At 68.8% G+C, this 18,616-nt stretch carries 20 protein-coding genes and 1 pseudogene; 11 read left to right on the top strand and 10 right to left on the bottom strand.

The genetic code is table 11. The features are described 5' to 3' along the window. Positions 1-28: 28 nt before the first annotated feature. Complete coding sequence (locus tag ACIP84_RS35625; RefSeq protein WP_401803872.1) at positions 29-2,677, top strand: ATP/GTP-binding protein; 2,649 nt, start codon at positions 29-31, stop codon at positions 2,675-2,677. 43 nt (positions 2,678-2,720) lie between these two features. Here the strand turns inward: ACIP84_RS35625 and ACIP84_RS35620 are convergent, their stop codons facing one another. Next, positions 2,721-3,293 (bottom strand): GNAT family N-acetyltransferase, encoded by a 573-nt coding sequence (locus ACIP84_RS35620; protein ID WP_401803871.1) that lies wholly within the window; start codon positions 3,291-3,293, stop codon positions 2,721-2,723. A 241-nt stretch (positions 3,294-3,534) separates the two neighbouring features. Then, positions 3,535-4,425, bottom strand: coding sequence for a DUF5954 family protein (locus ACIP84_RS35615; RefSeq protein WP_401803869.1), 891 nt, complete (start codon positions 4,423-4,425; stop codon positions 3,535-3,537). A 114-nt stretch (positions 4,426-4,539) separates the two neighbouring features. Between ACIP84_RS35615 and ACIP84_RS35610 the strand changes: the two genes are divergently transcribed. Together ACIP84_RS35610 and ACIP84_RS35605 are read left to right on the top strand one after the other, a co-directional pair. Next, complete coding sequence (locus ACIP84_RS35610; protein ID WP_401803867.1) at positions 4,540-5,004, top strand: hypothetical protein; 465 nt, start codon at positions 4,540-4,542, stop codon at positions 5,002-5,004. Next, positions 5,001-5,123 carry a hypothetical protein gene (locus tag ACIP84_RS35605; RefSeq protein WP_401803864.1) on the top strand — a complete coding sequence of 41 codons (123 nt, stop codon included), beginning with the start codon at positions 5,001-5,003 and terminating at the stop codon, positions 5,121-5,123. The genes ACIP84_RS35610 and ACIP84_RS35605 overlap by 4 nt, the downstream gene beginning before the upstream one ends. A gap of 70 nt (positions 5,124-5,193) precedes the next feature. Here ACIP84_RS35605 and ACIP84_RS35600 read toward each other — a convergent pair whose 3' ends face one another. Both ACIP84_RS35600 and ACIP84_RS35595 read right to left on the bottom strand, forming a co-directional pair. Beyond that, the gene (locus tag ACIP84_RS35600; protein ID WP_401803861.1) at positions 5,194-6,033 is read right to left on the bottom strand and encodes a hypothetical protein; all 840 of its coding nucleotides are present in this window, start codon (positions 6,031-6,033) and stop codon (positions 5,194-5,196) included. Positions 6,034-6,492: 459 nt separating this feature from the next. Then, positions 6,493-7,803, bottom strand: coding sequence for a hypothetical protein (locus ACIP84_RS35595; RefSeq protein ID WP_401803859.1), 1,311 nt, complete (start codon positions 7,801-7,803; stop codon positions 6,493-6,495). A 592-nt stretch (positions 7,804-8,395) separates the two neighbouring features. Here ACIP84_RS35595 and ACIP84_RS35590 point away from each other — a divergent pair. After that, positions 8,396-9,327: pseudogene (locus ACIP84_RS35590) on the top strand (Tn3 family transposase); the annotation flags it as partial. A gap of 267 nt (positions 9,328-9,594) precedes the next feature. Here the strand turns inward: ACIP84_RS35590 and ACIP84_RS35585 are convergent. Both ACIP84_RS35585 and ACIP84_RS35580 read right to left on the bottom strand, forming a co-directional pair. Further along, positions 9,595-10,011 carry a GIY-YIG nuclease family protein gene (locus tag ACIP84_RS35585; RefSeq protein ID WP_401803856.1) on the bottom strand — a complete coding sequence of 139 codons (417 nt, stop codon included), beginning with the start codon at positions 10,009-10,011 and terminating at the stop codon, positions 9,595-9,597. Positions 10,012-10,220: 209 nt separating this feature from the next. Next, a complete protein-coding gene (locus ACIP84_RS35580; protein ID WP_401803855.1) occupies positions 10,221-11,159 on the bottom strand; it encodes a hypothetical protein in 939 nt (312 codons plus the stop codon). Between the two features lie 800 nt (positions 11,160-11,959). On the opposite strand from ACIP84_RS35580, the gene ACIP84_RS35575 reads away from it, so the two are divergent. Together ACIP84_RS35575 and ACIP84_RS35570 are read left to right on the top strand one after the other, a co-directional pair. Then, complete coding sequence (locus tag ACIP84_RS35575; protein ID WP_401803853.1) at positions 11,960-12,097, top strand: hypothetical protein; 138 nt, start codon at positions 11,960-11,962, stop codon at positions 12,095-12,097. A 112-nt stretch (positions 12,098-12,209) separates the two neighbouring features. Continuing rightward, positions 12,210-12,569 (top strand): GNAT family N-acetyltransferase, encoded by a 360-nt coding sequence (locus ACIP84_RS35570; protein ID WP_401803851.1) that lies wholly within the window; start codon positions 12,210-12,212, stop codon positions 12,567-12,569. A 48-nt stretch (positions 12,570-12,617) separates the two neighbouring features. Here the strand turns inward: ACIP84_RS35570 and ACIP84_RS35565 are convergent, their stop codons facing one another. After that, a complete protein-coding gene (locus tag ACIP84_RS35565) occupies positions 12,618-13,043 on the bottom strand; it encodes a hypothetical protein (RefSeq protein ID WP_401803849.1) in 426 nt (141 codons plus the stop codon). Positions 13,044-13,229: 186 nt separating this feature from the next. On the opposite strand from ACIP84_RS35565, the gene ACIP84_RS35560 reads away from it, so the two are divergent. From ACIP84_RS35560 to ACIP84_RS35545, 4 genes are all read left to right on the top strand, one after another. Continuing rightward, complete coding sequence (locus ACIP84_RS35560; RefSeq protein ID WP_401803847.1) at positions 13,230-13,622, top strand: hypothetical protein; 393 nt, start codon at positions 13,230-13,232, stop codon at positions 13,620-13,622. A 110-nt stretch (positions 13,623-13,732) separates the two neighbouring features. Further along, a complete protein-coding gene (locus ACIP84_RS35555; protein ID WP_401803844.1) occupies positions 13,733-13,972 on the top strand; it encodes a hypothetical protein in 240 nt (79 codons plus the stop codon). A gap of 2 nt (positions 13,973-13,974) precedes the next feature. Further along, positions 13,975-14,547 carry an RNA polymerase sigma factor gene (locus ACIP84_RS35550; protein ID WP_401803843.1) on the top strand — a complete coding sequence of 191 codons (573 nt, stop codon included), beginning with the start codon at positions 13,975-13,977 and terminating at the stop codon, positions 14,545-14,547. Beyond that, entirely contained in the window at positions 14,540-15,226 is a 687-nt protein-coding gene (locus ACIP84_RS35545; RefSeq protein ID WP_401803840.1) for a hypothetical protein, read from the top strand. Before ACIP84_RS35550 ends, ACIP84_RS35545 begins: the two co-directional genes overlap by 8 nt. A gap of 178 nt (positions 15,227-15,404) precedes the next feature. Here ACIP84_RS35545 and ACIP84_RS35540 read toward each other — a convergent pair whose 3' ends face one another. Beyond that, positions 15,405-15,857, bottom strand: a complete 453-nt coding sequence (locus ACIP84_RS35540; RefSeq protein ID WP_401803838.1) for a hypothetical protein — start codon at positions 15,855-15,857, stop codon at positions 15,405-15,407. Between the two features lie 321 nt (positions 15,858-16,178). Next, positions 16,179-16,700 (bottom strand): hypothetical protein, encoded by a 522-nt coding sequence (locus tag ACIP84_RS35535; protein ID WP_401803837.1) that lies wholly within the window; start codon positions 16,698-16,700, stop codon positions 16,179-16,181. Between the two features lie 224 nt (positions 16,701-16,924). On the opposite strand from ACIP84_RS35535, the gene ACIP84_RS35530 reads away from it, so the two are divergent. After that, a complete protein-coding gene (locus ACIP84_RS35530; RefSeq protein ID WP_401803835.1) occupies positions 16,925-17,590 on the top strand; it encodes a hypothetical protein in 666 nt (221 codons plus the stop codon). A gap of 287 nt (positions 17,591-17,877) precedes the next feature. Here the strand turns inward: ACIP84_RS35530 and ACIP84_RS35525 are convergent, their stop codons facing one another. Then, entirely contained in the window at positions 17,878-18,006 is a 129-nt protein-coding gene (locus ACIP84_RS35525) for a hypothetical protein (RefSeq protein ID WP_401803832.1), read from the bottom strand. Positions 18,007-18,616 lie beyond the last annotated feature (610 nt).

Raw genomic sequence — 18,616 nt, 5'->3', positions numbered from 1 at the left:
GCACAAGTCGATCACCAGGGGGTTTGTCATGGCGGGGCGGGATCTGCGCGCGCTGTTCAGCACCAACGACCGGCAGATGGAGGCCGGCGAGGCGTTCACCGACCGGCACGGGCAGTGGCAATTCGTCCAGACCGCGCTCGCCGAACACCTGGCCCGCGTCACCGCGCCTGGCTTCGACGTGGAGGACCTGGAGGCTCCCCGTACGAACGTGATCGCCTTCTACGGAGTCGGCGGGATCGGCAAGTCAACGCTGTCGCGGACCCTGGAGGCGGCGCTCGCCGGTGCCGACGGACGTCCCGCGAGGTGGGGCGAGCCTGCCTGGCCAGCCCGGCCCGCACTGCTGCCCGTACGGATCGACCTCGCCCGCGCCGCCGGCACCGACTTCGAGCGCGTCCTGCTCACCATCCGCCTCGCGCTCGCCGCACACCACGGCCGGCCCCTTCCCGCCTTCGACATCGCGCTGCGCCGCTATTGGGAACACCAGCACCCCGGCGAGAGCCTGGAGGAGTACCTCGCCCGCGGCGGGCTCGCCGGCCGGTTCGGCAAGGCGCTGCCGCAGCAAGTGCAGGCCGCGCTCGGCGACGTCGCCCAGGCGCTCATGCTGCCCGGCAGCATCGGCGGCGCCGTCGGCCAGCTCACCAGCGCGCTCACCCAGGCCCTGCGAGAGCGGCGTCAGACCGTACGGGCCCTGGCCGGCTGCGCCCGGCTCGCCGACCTCCTGGAGGCCGAGCCGGACGTCGACGCCCTGTCGTACTACCCGCACCTGCTCGCCTGGGAGCTCGCCCAGATGCCCGCCGACAAGCAGGTGGTACCGGTGATCCTTCTCGATACGTTCGAGGACACCGGGACCCGCACCCACCGCGACCTGGAGCGCCTTCTGCAGCGGCTGGTGTGGCTCATGCCGGGCGCCTTCTTCATCGTCACCGGCCGCGGCCGTCTTCAGTGGGCCGACCCCGCCCTCGAAGGGCAGCTCGACTTCACCGGTCCTTCCGCCTGGCCCGGACTTGCCGAGCAAGCCGTCCCCGCCCCGCGCACCGCCAGCACCGCCACCGGTGGGCGGCAGGTCCTCATCGGCGACTTCAGCGCGGACGACTGCGACGACTACCTCGCCCGCCGCCTCGTCAAGGACGGCCAGCCCCTGATCGGGCCCGAGCTGCGGGCCATCATCACCGCCCGCTCCCACGGCCTGCCCCTCTACCTCGACCTCTCCGTCCTGCGCTTCCTCGAACTGCGCCGCGCCGGGCGCACCCCCGCCCCAGAGGACTTCGACGCCGACTTCCCCGCGCTCATCACCCGCACGGTCGCCGACCTGACACCCGACGAGCGGCACATCCTGCGCTCGGTCAGCCTCTTCGACGCCTTCGACCTCGAGCTCGCCACTCGCACGGCCGGCCTCACCCACCAGGCCGCCGCCGCCCGCCTCATCGAGCGCCCCTTCATCCAGCACGACCCCTTCGCGCTGTGGTCATACAACCTGCACGCCCTCATCCGATCCACGCTGCGTACCGCAGACGACGCCACCGACGACCGGTGGACCGACGCCGACTGGCGCGCGGCCGCCACCCGGGCCCTGGACGCGCTCGGCGAACAGTGGCGAGGGACAGCCGGCCCCGACCGGCGTCTCCTCGTCGGCTGCCTGCGCCAAGGCCTCGCTCTCGCCCGTGACCACCGCCTCGACCTCGGCTGGATCACCGACGCCGCGCAGGCGTACACCGACGACTATGTCTGGGAACCCCTTCCCCTCCCCGAGGTCGACGGGCCGACCACCGCCGCGGACGCGCTCGCCGAGCTCCTCGCTACGCTTGCCCGCCGCCAGCACGAGCACCGCTCCCGAACCGTCGAACGCCTCACCGCCGTTCTCGCAACCGGCCTGCTGCCCGCCGAGCTCACCGAGATGGCCCGGTACTTCCAGGCCAAGGCGCACCGCGACCTCGGAAGCACCGCCGCCTCGCGCGACGGCATGCAGCAGGTTGCCGCCGCCGGGGGACGCTACGCCCCCGACGCCGCCCGCGGACTGGCCCACCTCGCCCGCGCTGCCGGCGACTTCCCCACCGCACTCACCACAGCCCACACCCTCGGCTGGCCCGGCCGCGGCAACCGCGTCTTCGGCGACATCCACTTCGCCCACGGCAACATGACGGCAGCTGCCATCGCGTACACCGCAGCCCGCACCGAGGCCGAGCAGCACGGCAACAAGGGCGAGCAGGCGATCGCCCAGGCCCACCTCGCCCTCACTCTCGCGTTCACCGACCCCGCTCGCGCAGAAGGCGAGACGGCGTACGCCGAGCAGCTCCTGGCCAGCCTCGACCAGCGCGCCACTCTGTTCACCTCGCAGATCGCCGACCTCGCCCGCACCGCCGGCCGTGCCGGCGACGAGTTCACCGGCCACGCCGACCACCTCCGGACGCAGATCGGCGCCAGCGGTATCACCACAGCCGCGCTCCTACTCGAACTCGCCGTCACGTTCCACCACGCTGTCCGCGGCGACGAAACCGAAGTCCACGAGGCGCTCCACCGTCTGGCCGAACTCACTGCCGGTGGTGACCATGCCTACTACCTGGACATCGCCCACCACATGGCCGGCCTCCCCCTCCACACGCCGACGTCAGTCCAATGGGCTGGTGACGCGGAGGCGGTGCCTGCCCGCTGGCGAGACCTCGTCACCGCACGACGCTGACCAGGATGCCCGGGCGGTCCCGAGCGCAGGGGCGCCAGGACCGTCAGCGGCCGGTGAGCAAGCCGTGAAGGACGCCATTTCGGTAGGACACCCGCGGCGTGAGCGGGCGCACCAGGTGCCGCATCGACGGCTCTGCCGGGTACCTGATCCGCCCGATAGGGATCTCCAGGTCGAGTGGCGCCCCTGGGGGCAGCACGCTGAACCCGTCGGCTTCGTAGTACGGCGCGAGGTGCGGTTTGTGGGTGTGGATGCCGCCCAGCATCGCCTCGTAGCCCTTGCGGGTGTAGGCACGGACCAGTTCGTCGACGAGGAGGTGCCCCACGCCCTGGCCGCGGGCGCTGTCGCTCACGGACACCGCCTCCAGGTCCACCAGCGTCCGCGCCAGCCTCAGGCAGAGAGGCCGCCCGGCACCGGCCGCCTCGAGCCCCATCAGCCACTCCACCGGCGGTGTGGCATGCGCGAGAGCGACGACCGGTCCGGCCGGCACCTCCTGCGCGACGAGCAGCATGGCGGTGCCGAACTGCTCGGGCAGCCGGAAGCCGGTGCGCATCCGGTCGACGATCTCGCCGGGCATGCGGGGGTCGAGAAAGCCCACCGGATCGAGGAGCGCACGCACTACGTCGAGGTCGTCGTCTGGGCGGGCCGAACGGATGAGGTACTGCTGCTCGACCGGACCGCCCCGGCGCGCAGCAGGGGCCGCAGATCGGCGTTCCGCACGTCGGCGAGAGGCTCGTCCCATGTCCGCCATCCTGCCGCAACACGTCGCAGGACGACACAGGTTGGCTGTTGTGGAGCGTCGACTAACTCACGTGCGAACGACGCCCAGGGGCATCGGCAGAGGTCGTGGGAAGCGTGTCTCAGCGGTTGAGCGTGAAGGTGTCGAGTTCACAGCTGTCGGGGTCGCCGACGTATCCGTAGAGGTGTGGGTTCTTGCGACTGCCACTGACGTAAAGACCGTCTCCGTAGTACCCACCGTTGACGTCGCTGTCCCAGTAGCCGCTGATCTTGTGGAAGGTAAAGGAGACAGGCCAGTCGGAGCCGCCGGCGGGAATCAGCTTCCAAGTTCCGCTTCCGGTTCTGCTCTGCGGGTCACCGGTGGCTTCTTCAAGACTTGCGGGCCACCCGAGTGTGGTGAACGTCCCGTCGTCGCTGAGAGTCAAGCTTCCGACAGCGCTTTGATAGGCGCCGACCAGGTCCTTCGTGCTGAGTCCCTCCGGCCGCTGGCCCGCCCCCGGGCATGGGGAGTATCGGCCGCAGCCGGTCACACTCGCCGATGCTGCCAGGATCAGCGTGCATGCCAGACCGAACAGTCTTCGGTTCATATCCCGCCCCCACCCAAGAGACCTTAACTCGTTGCAGTCTCCCAGTGAGCCTCTCGGGCCTTGCGCGGGGTCTGGCTTGTCGAGCGCTTTCCGTGGAGGGCTGACTGAGTCGTCGTCGATCTGCCGGCTACGGGCGCTGGCGCCGGGGCTCCAGTCAGGGGTGAGAGGTTCGGGGTCGGTCGGTCGTGGCGATTCGATGGCTCCGTGCGCGTTGATGGCCGCGTACTCCTCGGCCCGCACCACGCGGTAGCGAGTGTCGAGCACGGTGAGCTCGTCGACGTACTCCTTCTCCAGCCGGGCGACAGCCGCCGGCAGAGCACGCCGCTCATGCCGGCTCTTAGCCTCGTCCTTCGCTCGAAACCAGAGCAGGGAGTTCAGCGCGTCGCGGGCCTGTTGTGGACAGCCGTGCGTGACTCCGACAACCACCCGCCACCGTTGGCCGTCACCTCGGCCGCTTCCCGACTGCTGGTGCTCCGACAGGGAGGACGCTGGCGCGAGGCCGTTTCCACCGCGCTCCTCAGCGACTGAATCGCCCCCGCCTTGGACGGCAGGGCCCTCGACATCACGGCTGTCCAGAGCATCCGGGCCGAAGCGCAGGAGATCCATCGTCAGCTCACCCCCATCTGGCGCAGGCGGGCCAACCGGTCCCGCGTCCTGCTGCTCGACACGCCCCTGGGCAATGACGTCACCCTGCACGACCTCATCGCGGAGAGCTCGGTCGCCGAGGCGATCATGGACGGCACCTTCGAGACCGACAACCCGCGGCTGATCTCGTTGCTCCAGGCGCTGGATTCCAAGGACAAGGCAGTCGTTCTCGCCTGGACGCACCGGGGAGTCGCCACGTGGGTCGATGCCGCAGCGGTGGCAGGGGCGAACCACCCTCAGGCGACGGGTGAACGTGTCCGCCGCAAGATCAGACGGCTGGTCGCCGAGCAGGACAGGCGGCACGCCGCGCGCACCGCCACCAAGCGCTGCCTTGCGGACCGCGAGGAGAGGCAGGCGTGACGATCGTGCGTGAAGCCGTACCAGAGTTCCTCGGCGGCGCCGGCGCCGGCCTGCTGCTCCTCGCAATCACCGCCGGCATCCGTGCTGTACTGAAGCGCGGCCATCCGCCACGCTCCTGACTCTCAGCAGGGCGTCCAAGCTGGGTTGGGCCGGTCAGACCTCACGAGCCTGACCGGCTTCGGCCGCGGGTCAGGTACTGATGAGCAGCGCGCGGGCGGCGCCGGCTTCGAGGACTCCTGAGTGGGGTGTTCGCTGGTGGTACCGGGCTCCCGGGATACGTGCCTCGGATCGGGTCAACAGGTCAACGACGTGGCTGTGCTCGGTCTCAGAGTTGGACGCCCAGGTCAGCCTGTCCAGGCGCGTCGCGTGGCCTGCGACCCACACGGGTGTCAGGTCGAAGCGACACCAGAGTGGCATGGAGCGCATCAGCAGGGCGCTGCGCAGGGGCGTGGTGGGGGTGTACACCCAGCTTTCACGGTGCGCGGCTTCCTCCTCAGTGAGGGTGCGCTGCTGCCACAGGGGTGAACGTCCATCGTCCTGGTGCCAGCTGGTCTCCCGTCGCATGAGCTCGTGCATGAGGCGGCTGTCGTGCCATCGGTCAGAGTCGATGAGATCGAGGTGGGCTCCCGTGGGCTCGTGGACCAGCCGTACCCGTCGACGGTTGACCTTGGTGGGCCGCAGGCCCGGGATGCCACACACTCCGTGGTCGTCATGATGGAAGGGCAGGAGACGGCTGGCGACGCGGCATGCCGTGTTGGTGTGGATCTCCAGGCGGTCCGGCCGGAGGCAGATGGAGTTGAGGTAGCTGTTGATGCTGGCCATCGCGGCTTTACCGGGTTGTTCGAGCGAATGCGGGCTGTTGCGGGTGCTCATCAGGCACTCGAAGAGCAGCGCCTGAAAGGCCAGTTGCCCGCGGTCCGTGGAATCTAGGGTGATGCGGGTGCCCTCTACATGCAACGGAACCGTCTGGGGCAGGTAGAGGAGGCGCCCGAGTTCTTTCCTGATCCGCTTGTCGGTCGTGTGCGGCACGGTATTCCTGCTCCGGCTGCCCCCGGGCGGCAGCCGTAGAGGTAAGTGACCTGCACGGAGACCGATAACGTTGCTGGGGGACCGGGCATCGCACCCTTGAGGCGCTCTGCACCTCCGCCCGGGCGGACCGCTCGCCTCCAGGCCGTCCCTGGCCTGATGGGTAGAGACGGTATTGGTGGGCGCCTTCCTGGTCAAACGACACGCCCCAACGCCGCGGCGGATGCTGCGGCGGCTGACGCCGCGGTCGTGGGCGAGGGCGGCGATCGAGCGGCTCTTCAGGTACGCAGTGCGTACGTCGGCGGTCTTGTGTGCCGGGCGGCGGGGCGGGGGCCGGCGGTTCCTGGCCGGTCGCAGTCAGGGCCGACTGTGAGCGGGCGGGCCGCGCCGCTTCGTTCGGGGCTGCGGGCCCCGGTCGGGGCGGGGCCGGACACCGGCGCCCGCCTGCGGACCGGGATCAGCTCAGATCAGCCGCACGGTCATCAGGAGGTGGCGGTAGCCGTCCGTCCCGGCCGCGTCGGGTCCTTCGGTGAGCAGTACGGGCTTGATTACGGCGCCTTCGCAGAGCTCGTTGAGGTGGAGGGTGACGGTCTCGCTGTCGAATGTGTTGAGGGCATCCATGAGGAAGGCCGGGTTGAAGGACGCGGTGGCGCCGTGAAGAGCGCTTCCGGTTCCGTAGGCCAGGGTTGCCGGGATGGGCATGCCTTTGGTGCGGGCCTGGTCTTCGGCCGTTTCCATCCTGGGTGCGAGCGTGAGGGTACCGTCGGCGTCCCAGACGAACGTCACAGGGATGTTCTTGAGCCCCTTGGCCTTCAGGGTCGCCTGGCACTTCTGCGTCGCCCGTACGGTCGTGGCGCGGTCGAGCTGGACAGCGTTGGCGTAGCTCTTGGGGAACAGAGTCCGGTACGTGGGGAGGTTTCCGTCCAGCGAGCGCATGGTGACGGTGACAGCGCCCAGCGACAGCGTGGCGCGGGCGATGGGCCAGTCGGCCACGGGCGTCCCGTCGGCGTGGTCGCCTTCCAGGATGCCGATGCCCAGCGGGCCGTCGTGGGCCTTCAGGCGCTTGGCCAGAGCGGCCAGGGTGGCGGCAGGGATCAGCGCGGTCAGCGACTTTTGCAGTGGCGTCACGGTGGCGGTCACGTGGAGTTCCGCGACGGCGAAGCGGTAGCGGTCTGTTGCTGCCATGGTGAGCTTCTCACCGTCCAGCACGATCTGGACGCCGGTGAGCGCGGGCAGGGTGACGTCCTTGCACGCGACGGGCAGTACGCGGTTGAGCTGGTGCAGGAAGGCCTGCGTGTCCACGGTGACTACAGAGGGCACGGCCTCCAGCGGCTGGGTGTACTCGTGGATGTCGTGCGTGGTGATGGGCACCGTGAGGTGCTCGGTGGCCAGCAGGTCTCCGTCGAGCGAGACGCGGGTCTGGGCGGCGCCGGACTTGGTCTCCCCGGCGACCATGGCGGACAGCGTCTTCTTCAGCTCCGGGAAGTCGAGGAGCGAGGAGCCCTTCTCGGCGGGCGTCGCGGCCGGGACCGAAACCAAGACGGCGGTGTCGAAATCGTAGGCGTTGAAGGTGGCCCGGTTGCGCTCGGTCTCGATCAGGACACCGCGCTGAGCGGGCGGCTGAGCCTTCGGAGCAATTCCGAACTCAGCGAAATTCAGTGCTTCCAGGATCTCCGAGTGGGTTCCCGCAAAGTGCGCGGTCGGCTTTACGGGCTCCTTTTCCTCCTTCTTCGCTGCGGTGGAGGTACCGGCCTGCGTTTCGGACGTGGTCATAGCTCTCCCTGGAGAGTGAGATGTGGATTCGGTTCGTTGGCCGACTGCCACCGCCGACCAACAAGACAACTATACCACTCACTATGCATCGATTGGGCTGGTCAGGCCCCTCCAATCGGCCCAATCTGCAACGGAATCAGGGGTGCTGGGCAACAGGGGCCGATACTGCAGTGTGGGGTGATGTGGCATCGGATGCCGCGGCCCCGCTCCACCGTGACAAGAAGGCAAGCCCCGAGCCGTCGACGTGAACCGGCCGCCCACGGGCGGCCGGCGAGCCAGCCACTGACGGCGGATCAGGACCTGCGGTCGTTGCGCGAGCGTCGTACGGTGATCATGACCCCGGCAGGACGGGCGTCCACAGTCGGCCTCGCGTCTCTTCGCACGTGCGCGGGGCCGGCTCTCGCTCCCGGCACATCGCGGCACGCGGTTCACGTGACGGCCGTCTTCATGGTGTGCTCGTCTGGATGGATACCTTGCGAAGGGACGCTCATGGACCAGCTGCAGGCGTCGTGGGCCGATGACCTCGGGTGCGAGTAGTTGCGTTACAGGAAGTGTCGCCGAGATTGATCATGGTCAGCTAGCACGCGGGCTGCGGCTGGCGATGCTGCCGCAGCTGGAGAAGGCGGCACGCATCCTGGCGAAGGCGTCGAAGATCCTGACCCAGGAGCTGGACCTGGTCGCCGAGCACGACGCGTACCTGGACGTGGCCGCACTGTGGGCAGCGGTGGAGGAAGCGGTGCCGCGTACGGCGGTGGCAGGCGCGGTCGCCGCGGTGGAGGCATTGGTGCCGGAGGACGACGGGTCGGCGGAGGCGGCGATGCGCGCCAAGCTGGCCCTGCGCTACAACACCGTGCGCCCGTTCCTGTCCCTGCTGGGCGAGTCCGACGCCCTGGACGCGGCGCCGGCCGGGCGGCGCATCCTGAAGGCGGTGCGCCGCCTGCCCGCGCTCTCACGCCGCCGGGTCAAGGAACGGCCGCTGCTGCCCCGCGAGGTCGACGCCGACCTGGTACCGGCGATGTGGCGCCTGGCGGTGTTCTCCGGCGCGAAGCTGCCCCAGGGGGGCGGGGGACCGGGACGCGTACGTGGTGTGCGTGCTGGAGCAGCTGCGCCGTGCCCTGAATCGGCGCGACGTGTTCGCCGCCCCGTCGAACCGGTGGGCCGACCCGCGCCCGGCTGCTGGACGGCCCGCGGTGGGAGGCGATGCGCCCGGAGGTGCTGGCGGTCCTGTCCCTGACCGAGGACGCGGGAGAGCACCTGGCCCAGCTCACCGGCGCCCTGGACGCGGCGTGGAGGCAGATGGCCGACCGGCTTGCCGAGGCCGGCGCCGACGCGAAGGTGGAGGTCGTCGTGCCGGAGGGCGGGGGACGGGCCCGTCTGGTGGTGGACAAGCTCGGCGCGGTGGGCGAACCGGAGTCGCTGATCTGGCTGAAGACCACCACGGAGGCGATGCTCCGCAGGATCGACCTGCCGGACCTGTTGTGCGAGGTCCATTCCTGGACCGGGTTCCTCGACACCTTCGGGCACGCTGCCCACCGTGCACAAGCGTGTCCGCGACGCCTGCGATCAGGGGAAGCTCGCGTTCGCTCCCCATGTCCGTGAGCGCCTGGAACGGGCCGCCCTGCTCGTGGGGGTCGACGGGCATCTGTACGTACGTTGCGGACGGGCTGGTGACGACTCGTGGCTTGTCGAGACCGTAGGCGCGGACATCGTGGCGCCGTTCACCCTTCCACCTCGACGGACGCAGTGTCCGCCTCACCCTGCTGCCGGCCCAGTTGTAGAAGCTCTCCGAGCTCACTCAGGCCGGGTGTCGCCGCGCTGCTCCCGGAGCGTCTCGAGCGCGTCTTGGAGGGTAAGCCGCCACTGATACCACTGGATGCGGTAGCCGCCGCGGGTTTCGCGGTGCTGGTAGGCGATGCGCGCTCCGTGCGGCTGAGGCGGCACACCTGCCGGCAGCTGTGGGGCCATGTTCGGCCACGAGCTCTTGTTGTAGCGGGGCCCCTCTGTCTTGATCGCGTGGCGTTCGGCCTCCCATGCCTGCCAGCGAGTGTCGTACCAGGTGAGGTGTTTGCTGACGACCTCGCGCCACCAGAACATCTCCTTGCGGTGGTCTCTCCATCGGGATGCCTCGTTGCGGGTCATGCCGATGTACAGCAGGGCTCCGTCCGCGTCGTACAGGCGGTACACCGCGGCAGGCTGCTCGTAGTCCATCCCTGGATGCTCTCGGACGGCACTGACAGCGGCTCCGTCCGGGCGGGTGCTCGGGGCGCGTCGGCCTGCCATCCGGCTGCAGCGGCAATGACGTGCCCCGAGCACTTGACGTTACTCCTTGCGACGGGGCCCGGCCCGAAGCGCGATGTCGTACGCCGTTGTCGTGCCAGCTCGGCAGAGGGGCGGGCGCGGGACCGGCCCGGGCGGGCTCATCGACCGTTCCTTGTGCTGGCCTGAGCCTTCGCCGCGGCGTTGGTCATGCGATCGGCAAGCCGTTGCACCTTGCGACGGACGTTGTTTCCGGCAACCGCTGGCTTGGGGAGCCCGGCAGCGGCAGCGGCCTCGGCCCAGCTGGTGATTCCGCGGCGGCTGCGCCACATGACTACTTCCCGATCGTCAATGGACAGGGCTTCCAGGATCTGGATCAGGCGCGAGTCCTCGAATCCCTCGAAGCTGAGGTCGGTGGCCGGCTGTCCAGAGAGTACGTCGTAGAGGGTCATTCCGTGGCTGAGGGGGGCGTCGAGCAGTCGTACGTACTCCCGGTTGGTCTGGCGGTGCCAGATCGGCTTGAGCTGCTTGTTGATGACGCTGGCATCGGCCAGAAACAGGTCCAGGGCACCCGGAGATAGCCGGCCTTCGTCGTAGAGCGGGTTCGCCCAGCTGCCGAGCAGGGCGGTGGAGATGGGCTCGTTCCACCCGCTCCACCTTCCCAACGCTTCCGAGGTGTAGGAGCCAATGGCGGCCTGGTCCCCGGTGATGGCGGCTTCACGGGCGTTCAGGGCCCGGACCACGTCGGGCACCGGGATGCCGACTGCCTGGAAGCCGGACTCGATCGTCTGATTGGCCGGGTGGTCGGGCTTGAGCACCGCCATGCCGGTACCGGTGGTGATCATGGTGCTGGGAGTGCCGCGATCGAATGGTTCGGGCAGTTCGAACTTGCCGTCGGTGTCGAGGGCGACGGTCCCGTCTTCGCGGAGGGTTACGAGCTCGCCTCCGCTTCCGGTCCAGTCGGCCGGGAACACGGCCATGACGATCCCTACGGTGTCGCGGTCCCAGTTGAAATCGTTGATCCGCTCGGCCATGTACATGTCGATGGAGTTGTCATCCTCGACCATGTAGTAACTGGGCGTCTGGTCGTCGGTGGCCATGGGTGCCTCCTGGTGTCGCTGGAAAATCCTTCTCCCCTTGGGGCTCACATGGGCTCGTTACGACAACACCTCGCCAGATTCTTATGTGACCTGCGTCACGCAATCAGGGTGTGTGCTGCGCGCCGGATGCCCCGTTCACACAGCCGGGACCAACACGCGCACAGCGTTCACCACCAACGACACTTAGCTGATGGGTGATGGGTGATGGGCCGGAGCCGGGATCGAGAACCCGCGGGCGGCCTCTTGAGCGGCCGCCAGTCCACCGGCGCCTCAACTCCGCGATGCCTGCTCGACCCCGCCGGTTCCGGCGAAGAGATCCGTCCAGGAAGTGGATCTCCACCGGTTCCGACCCGCAGGCTTGTCACCAGGTTCGGCCAGGAGTCGGTCGACGAGTGCGCACGAATGATTCGTCGTCCACAGGCTCCTCGTCGCAACGGTGCAGGTGGGGAGAGGTCGGGTGAACTCCCCTGTGGATAACGTCGCGTTGTGAATTGCGCGAGCGTCGCTCAGGCCACCTATCCTCGCTCCAGCGAGCTTCCGGTACGAAAACGAGGAGCCCCGGATGCTGCACCGAAGCTTTGACGGGCGCGGTGCGGCGGAGGGGCTCCCCGATGGGCGTGGCGGTCTCGTGTCCGTGCAGACAGAGAATTCATGGAGCATGAATGACCACAACCGATAGTGAAGGTACCGCAGCCGATTTTCCGAGTCATTCCGACCGTGGCCGCGAGGCACTGTGCGCTCAGCCCCACGCGGCCGTCCCGGACGGTCCGCTGCTGACTGCGCACGCCACGCTCGTCCTCGTGGCGGCCGCGTTCATCGGGGCGATCGTGGGAGTCCTCGCGTTCCTCAGTTCGGGAAATCTCGCCGGTGCCCTGCTCGCCGGCATCGCCGGCATCGGAGCGAGCGCGCCCGTGCTGCACAAGCTCATCGGCCCCTGACTGCCCGTGCGGCCCCCGTGGACGGTTCCACTGGGGCCGCACGCCGACAGGACGATCGTGCGAGGCGTGAGTGTGCGCTCGTACGGGATGGATGCCTTGCGAAGGGACGCTCATGGACCAGCTGCCGGCGTCGTGGGCCGCTGACCTGGCGGAGGAGATCGAGACCAGATATCCGTGCCGTATCCAGCTCGGTCTCGACCCCGGTCCACATCTCGTGCTCTTCTGGATCCTGCTTCCGAAGGAGTTGCGGGGGAACGGGATCGGCACGCGCGTGATGGAGCACGTCCTTGGTGCGGCCGACCGGCAGGGTGTTCCGGTGACGCTCAGCCCGAGCGGCAAGTACGGCGGGGATCTGGACCGGTTGTACGCGTTCTACGAGCGCTTCGGCTTCGTCGCCAGTACTAACCGAGAGCAGTTCGGCTCGGCCAAGGAGAGCATGGTCCGCGTGCCACGGGCCCCCGTTGCTGACTGACCTTCCCGGAGCATGACCTCCTGGGCTGCGGTGCCCAGGGCTGTTCGTTCAGGCCTCGGGGTGCGCGCGGCGGCGAAGTCCGTATGGAGTCTTCGTGCCGTCCAGGAAGCCGCTCTGGGTGAGCTGGCGCATGGCTTCGTTCAGTAGGGCGACGGTCGTGTCCTCCGGCCACAAGGAGGGCGCGCGGAAGAACGTCCGCCAGCTCGGCCCGTGCCCGTGGTCAGCTCGGTAGGTGTCGACCCAGCCGAGTGCCTGCTCGCGCCACTTCGGATCGTCGATCAGTTCGGCAGCGCGGGCCTGGGTGCCGCTGCTGGCGTTCCACCATCGGTGCCCTCCTTCGGGGCCGAGGGACTTCGTGAGGATCTCAAGGCCGATCTCGGCTGTCACCTCCGGGCACAGCGGACAGGCCACTGCCGGCGCGATGGATGCCTGGACCTTCGCCGCACGGTCCTGGCGGGAAGCAAGCTTTGTCACGGAAGCAATGCTGGGGGTCATGGTCTGTCTAACGAGCCAGCTTGGCTGACGGCGGTGGTCCAGGGCGATTCCGCGGCTCCTGACGAGGTTGGGTACGGCTGTGTCCTGGTGTGCTTCGTCTGCGTGCTGACCGCCTGCCGAGCGTCTACGGTTGACGGACCATCATTCGCGCCTTAGGGGGAACCCGTGACTGACACCGCCCCGACCGTGCCCACGAGCAGCGTCGACGAGGCCCTCGACCGCATCCGGGGCCGCCTCACCGAGGCCGGGCTCGGCCGCTCCACCGCAGAACTTGGCTCGGTGGTGACGCACCTGTCTCTGACGTATCGGCAGACCATCATCGCTGCCCTGTTCCCGGAGCGGATGAACACCCTTGGTTTCCGGCTGGGTGACCTCGAGCGTCTGCTCGACGATACGTTCGCAGATCTCATCCATGGCGGGGAGGGTGAGCGCGCTCGGCGCCTCAGCGCGATCCGTGCCGCCCTCACCACCCTGGACGCCGCCGCCCTCAGCCTCATGACCATCGGCGACAAGATCGAGACCAGTGCCAGCCAGGACAGCACCCCCGCAGCTCCGTGATGATCCCACGCGGCGGAAAACTCTTGCCGTCTAGATGTCACACTCGGGCCCGCTCGTTGCTTTAAGACCCAGACGCGGGCGACAGCGCCGCGAAGGTCGAGGGGTAGGTCGTGGATCCGACGTTGGCGGCGGTGATCGTGACGGGAGTGTTCTCACTCCTGGGGCTCTGTGCGCGGCTGGGCTATAAGGCGGTCCGGGAGCGGGCTGAGGTGCGTCGTGCGGAGCTGGCTCAGCAGGGGCTTTCGGAGCGGGTGCGGTTGTTGCCGCCGGGCAGCCGGCTTTCGGAGCGGTCTGCGGGGCAGGCTGTGGAGATCCTGGTCGGCGGCGCTGAGCGCGGCGGGGAGAGGTGATCGTGACCGAGGTTCCCTCCCCCATCACCGTGCGGTTGGTGCGTGCGAATCTGTGTCCCGAGAACCTGATCGAGCGGGCTCCGGATCAGGATGTGTTCGATGCCCTGTACATCAGCGAGATGCGCGCGGTGACCGTCTTCTTGATGAACCTAGGGGCCAGCGTCTACGAGGCGGCCGATGCGGCGCATGAAGCGTTCCTGACGCTGCTGCCGGACAAGTGGCGCGAGCTGGAGCACCCCCGGGCGTGGCTCCGCACGGTCGCCTACCGGAACTATCTGCGTCAGGTCGACCGCCGGGACCATCCGCTCGACTCCGTGCCGGACCGTCCCGGCGGGACGTGCCCGGTGGACCTGGTGCTGCTCACCGAGGAACAGACACGAATCCTCGACGCGCTCAATCAGCTGTCGCCTGCGGAGCGGGAGGCAATGGCCTGGAAGCTGGACGGTTTCACCCACGAGGAAGCTGCCCGATTCCTGGGGAAGAGTTCGGCGGCTGTGCGCAAGTCGTACGAGCGGGCCAGAGGACGGTTGATCACCATTCTGAAGCTGAAGAGGGAGGCGGGGCCGGGTGAGTGACGTGTATGGAGAGTTCGGCGCCGACGCCGAGGAGGCACTCGATGTGCTGCTCGCTCAGCACCAGAGCAGTCTCACGGCGACCGTCGGGCCCGCTTTGGACGTGTCCGCCGGTCTGCGCAGGGCGTCGTCGGGTGCCTCAGTCGCGATGTCGTTCGGTGTGGACCTGACGGACCGCGATGTCACATGGGTCATCTCGTTCAAGGCCTTCGGCAACCAGCCCCAGCTTCGTCTCTCGGACTGCGAGGAGGCCTTGTTCTTCGCACAGAGCTCCGCTCTGAACGGTGTCTTGCATGCGATCCGCTATGAGGCCGAGCAGCTGGAGTCCCTCGCGGGCCGGATCAGTGAGAAGTGCGCCGCGGCAGCTTCCCTGTGGGGCACGGAGGCGCCGGTGGTCGACGCCGTTCGTCAGGCACGAGATGAACTCAATCGCATTCAGGTGCGGCTCTGTGGCGGAGAGGTCACGAAGGAGTCGGTTACTTCCGAGTTCGCGTTGGCCGTTCGTCTTCTCGAAGAGCAGCATGCCAGCTGGCGTGCGGCCGACGCCGAGGATGAGCAGCGGCGGGACGTGGCGTGGGTGGAGGAGAACCTCAGCGTCCGGCTCGGAGCCCTGATGAGGCTGAGAGACCTGGTGGTAAGGCTTTTCGAGGACTCCAACGCCTGTGCATTCCAGTTGAGCTGATCGACTCGTGCGGGCCGACATACGCGAAGCGCCCGTCCCTCGGGTTGCGGGCGGGCGCTTCCCGTAGGTGGTTGTGGTGGGTCAGCCGACGGTCTGGCGGACCCATTCGCGGCTGCGGCCCGCTCGGCCCCTGCCGCGCCCCGTCGGGGGCAGTAGCCACCCGATCGTGCGCCTGCGGTCAGGCCTGCTCTCGCTGTCGGCGAGAACTGCCGTGGTTGAGTTCTGCGCGCGCCGCCGTCGTGAACGCCCGACGAGCCCGGTTCAGCTTGGCCTCGCCCGAGAAGACTCGTTGGGCTCTTTGCGAGACGGTCTCTTGCACCCTCCAGTTGGGCCGCGCTCCGTAATGGTGGTCAGCGAACGCGACCACCGCCTCATCGGCTGCATCCGATACCGTCACCGGCCCCTGGAGCTCGACAAGGGTTGCGGTACGCAAGATGTCGTCGATGGAGATGGCCGCCATCAGTTCTAGCGTCCGCTCCGTCAGCTCCTCGTTGGTGAACGGGGTTCCTGCGGCGATCAGCTGTTCCTCCGCCCGGTCCTCGGTGTTGTGGACGGCGCGCTCGTAGTCGTCCAGGGCTGAGAGAAAGGCCCCGTAGGCGGCGCGCTGATGTTCGCGGATCACCGCGTCCACCGGTCCTCTCCATGCGCCACGCCCCTGGGAGCGGCCGGCGGTGAAGGTCGCAAGTCCCGCAACGAATGCCACAACGAGGGCCACGGAGGCGGATATGAGGGTGGTCACCAGAACTGAGTCCATACGGCCATCCTGGTCCACGCATCTCCACGTCCGGGGCCTTCTCGCCGCCTTTCTCGGTGCGCCTCTCGGGTGGCCGCTTTCGTGCGAGGCGGGCCCAACGCGCGCTGTAGGACCGGGCGGGTCGCAGGCGTCTGATCAGAGAACGCCGGAGCGCCCGCCTTCGGGTGAGGGCGGGCGCTTCCTGATTCCGCGGCGGGGTCAGCCGACGGTCTTGCGGACCCATTCGCGGCTGCGGCCGGCGCGGTGGGCGATGGAGGCCTGGGGCATCTTCATGCGGGCGGCGCTGGTGACGACGTTGGCAAGTCGGGCCTTGGCGTTGGTGATGGCGGTCTGGGCGCTGGCGGCGGCGGCCTCGTGGGTCTTCTTCTCGTCCTCGAAGTGGCGGATGTCGTTGGCGATCTCCTCGATGAGGTCGCCGGTGGCCTGCCACTGACTGTCGGTGCCGGTGGAGGAGGTGGCGGTGGGGGCGCCCTGGGCGAGGGGCTGGTCCCAAACGAGGACCTGGAGCAGGGGGACGGGCTCGGTCCCGTCGCCCAAGAGGCGCTCGCGGTACTCCTTGTCCAAGACGTCGGAGGCCAGGTGGTTGGGGTCGAGGGCCTCGACGTCCTTGCGGATCCAGTCCGGGCCGGCGGTGGCAACGCGGCCGGTGGTCCAAGAGAGGCCCTGGTCGTGGCTGATCTGCACGGCATAGGCGAAGGTGGCCATATATGCACACTCCATTCGATTGACTTTACGTTGATGCCAACTCTAGGCAGACACTTGGCATGAATGCAAGGAACTCGCAATCCCCCGCGCTGGACCGCCGTTTACCGATACGCTGCCCAAATCGGCAAACACCCAACGTGAGGGACTGGCACGCGATGTGACGGCCCGGAATGCGTAGTTGAGGAATGAAAAATCCTGTTCCTGCCTATCTGACCCAGAACCCTGACGGAACGTGGGGGATGTGGGTGTCGCCCGGGGCCGCCGAGAGCAACCCGACGGTCCACAACGACTTGTTCGCGGCCACGGCGCCCGGAATCGTCCCGAGCCTGAGCGCGCGACACGAGGCGCTCGCCCGGCTGGACGTCGTCCCCACCGAGGACACATGGACCTGGCGGGAATGGAGTGCTGACGGACCGAACATCCCGGCCGGGAGTGCCTCTCTCGTCGGCTCGGTCCCTGTCCGGCCGACGGTGGAGGTGCGGACCGGTACCAGCGGCACCGTGAGGACGGTCCGCACCCGGAGGACCCCGCCGTCGCATCCCCGAGGTCCGGTGCTCGGCATTGATCTGGGGACCCTGCTCGGCCCGGAGGCCATCGGCTGGCCCGCGCTCGGGGTGACCGTGCACTACGGCGGCGTGGTCGACCCGGACGGCAGCCAGTTCCGGGTGTTCGCCGACCACCGGCTGATCGGCTTCACCATGCCGTCCGCCGAATCGCCCGGCGCGCGGGAGTACCGGGCCATCGAGTACACCGACCACGAGGGGCTCCCGTACGGCAGGGTCGTGCCGGGCGGGCTGCCGGAAGATCCGCTGCGGGCGGAGTACGACGCTCTGCGCGCGGTCCACAATCCGGGCGACCCGGAGTACCCGGCGGGGCCGTACGTCTCTCCGGCGGCTGGCCGGTGAACCAGGACACGGTCGGCGCCGGCGTCGGGGTCCGGGGATGAACGCGGTCGAGCGATCGCGTACGCCGGCGTCTGACGGCCGTGCTTCGACGGCTGAGGCCGCGCGAGTCAACTGGCGGTCGTGCAAGGGGCGGCGTGCGCTGGCAGGTGCGCGTCTGCGCTGTCCGGCTCCGTTGGTCGACGTCGTGGTCTCGTCCGCTGCTGTCCTACGCTCTGCGGCATGACTCGACGTATCGGCCGGGGCGGACGGAAGGGCCAGACCCACACCGCCACGCCTAACCTGCGCCTCTATGACGTGCCGCCGGCTTCCGACGTCACGGTGACCCGGGCGGACGGAACGGTGGTGACCGAGTCGGCGAAGAAGCCGAAGGAGACGGCGCCCGCCCGCCCGCGCAGGGGCCCGATGGTGTGTGGCATGTGCGGGGGGCCGATCACGGGTGAGCGGGTTCTGTTCAGCTGGGGTGCCGGGTCTGCCCGGGGCAAACCGGTGCACCGCCGGTGTGACCCGAAGGCCCGGCCCGAACGTCCTCCGCGGTCCACCTCGAAGAACAGGTACGCGGCCCCGCCTCCGAAGCGGACGCCAGGGCCGCGCAAGCCTGTGGGCACGTGCCCCAAGTGCGGGGCGCCGCCGGGGGAGCTCTGCACGGTCCAGTACGCCGACGGCACGACCGGACAGGTCAAGATCGGGCACGTCCAGCGCCGGGCCGCTCCAGACGTCTGAACGGCTCCCCATGCGCGCGGCGGGCTCGGCCTCAGCGGGGCTGATCAGCGGCCATACACGCTGCGGCAGAGGTCGGCGGCGCCCATGGGTGCCTGGATGCCCTGCGCCTGGCGGCAGAGCTGGCGCATCTCGGGGGTCTGTCCGGTCGCCGGCTGCTGGCGACGCGGGGCCGTGGGTTGCTTCCGCGTCTGCTTCCGCTGTTTCGCCGACGTCTTCGCCTTCGGGGTTTTCCTGGGCGCGGGCTTCGCGGCGGCGGCGTGGCGGTGGGACGGGTGGGGGCGTGCGGCAGGTCGCCCGGCCGGGGAT

Source organism: Streptomyces sp. NPDC088707, from assembly GCF_044752725.1.
Lineage (GTDB): Bacteria > Actinomycetota > Actinomycetes > Streptomycetales > Streptomycetaceae > Streptomyces.
This window is presented reverse-complemented; position numbering and strand designations above follow the sequence as displayed.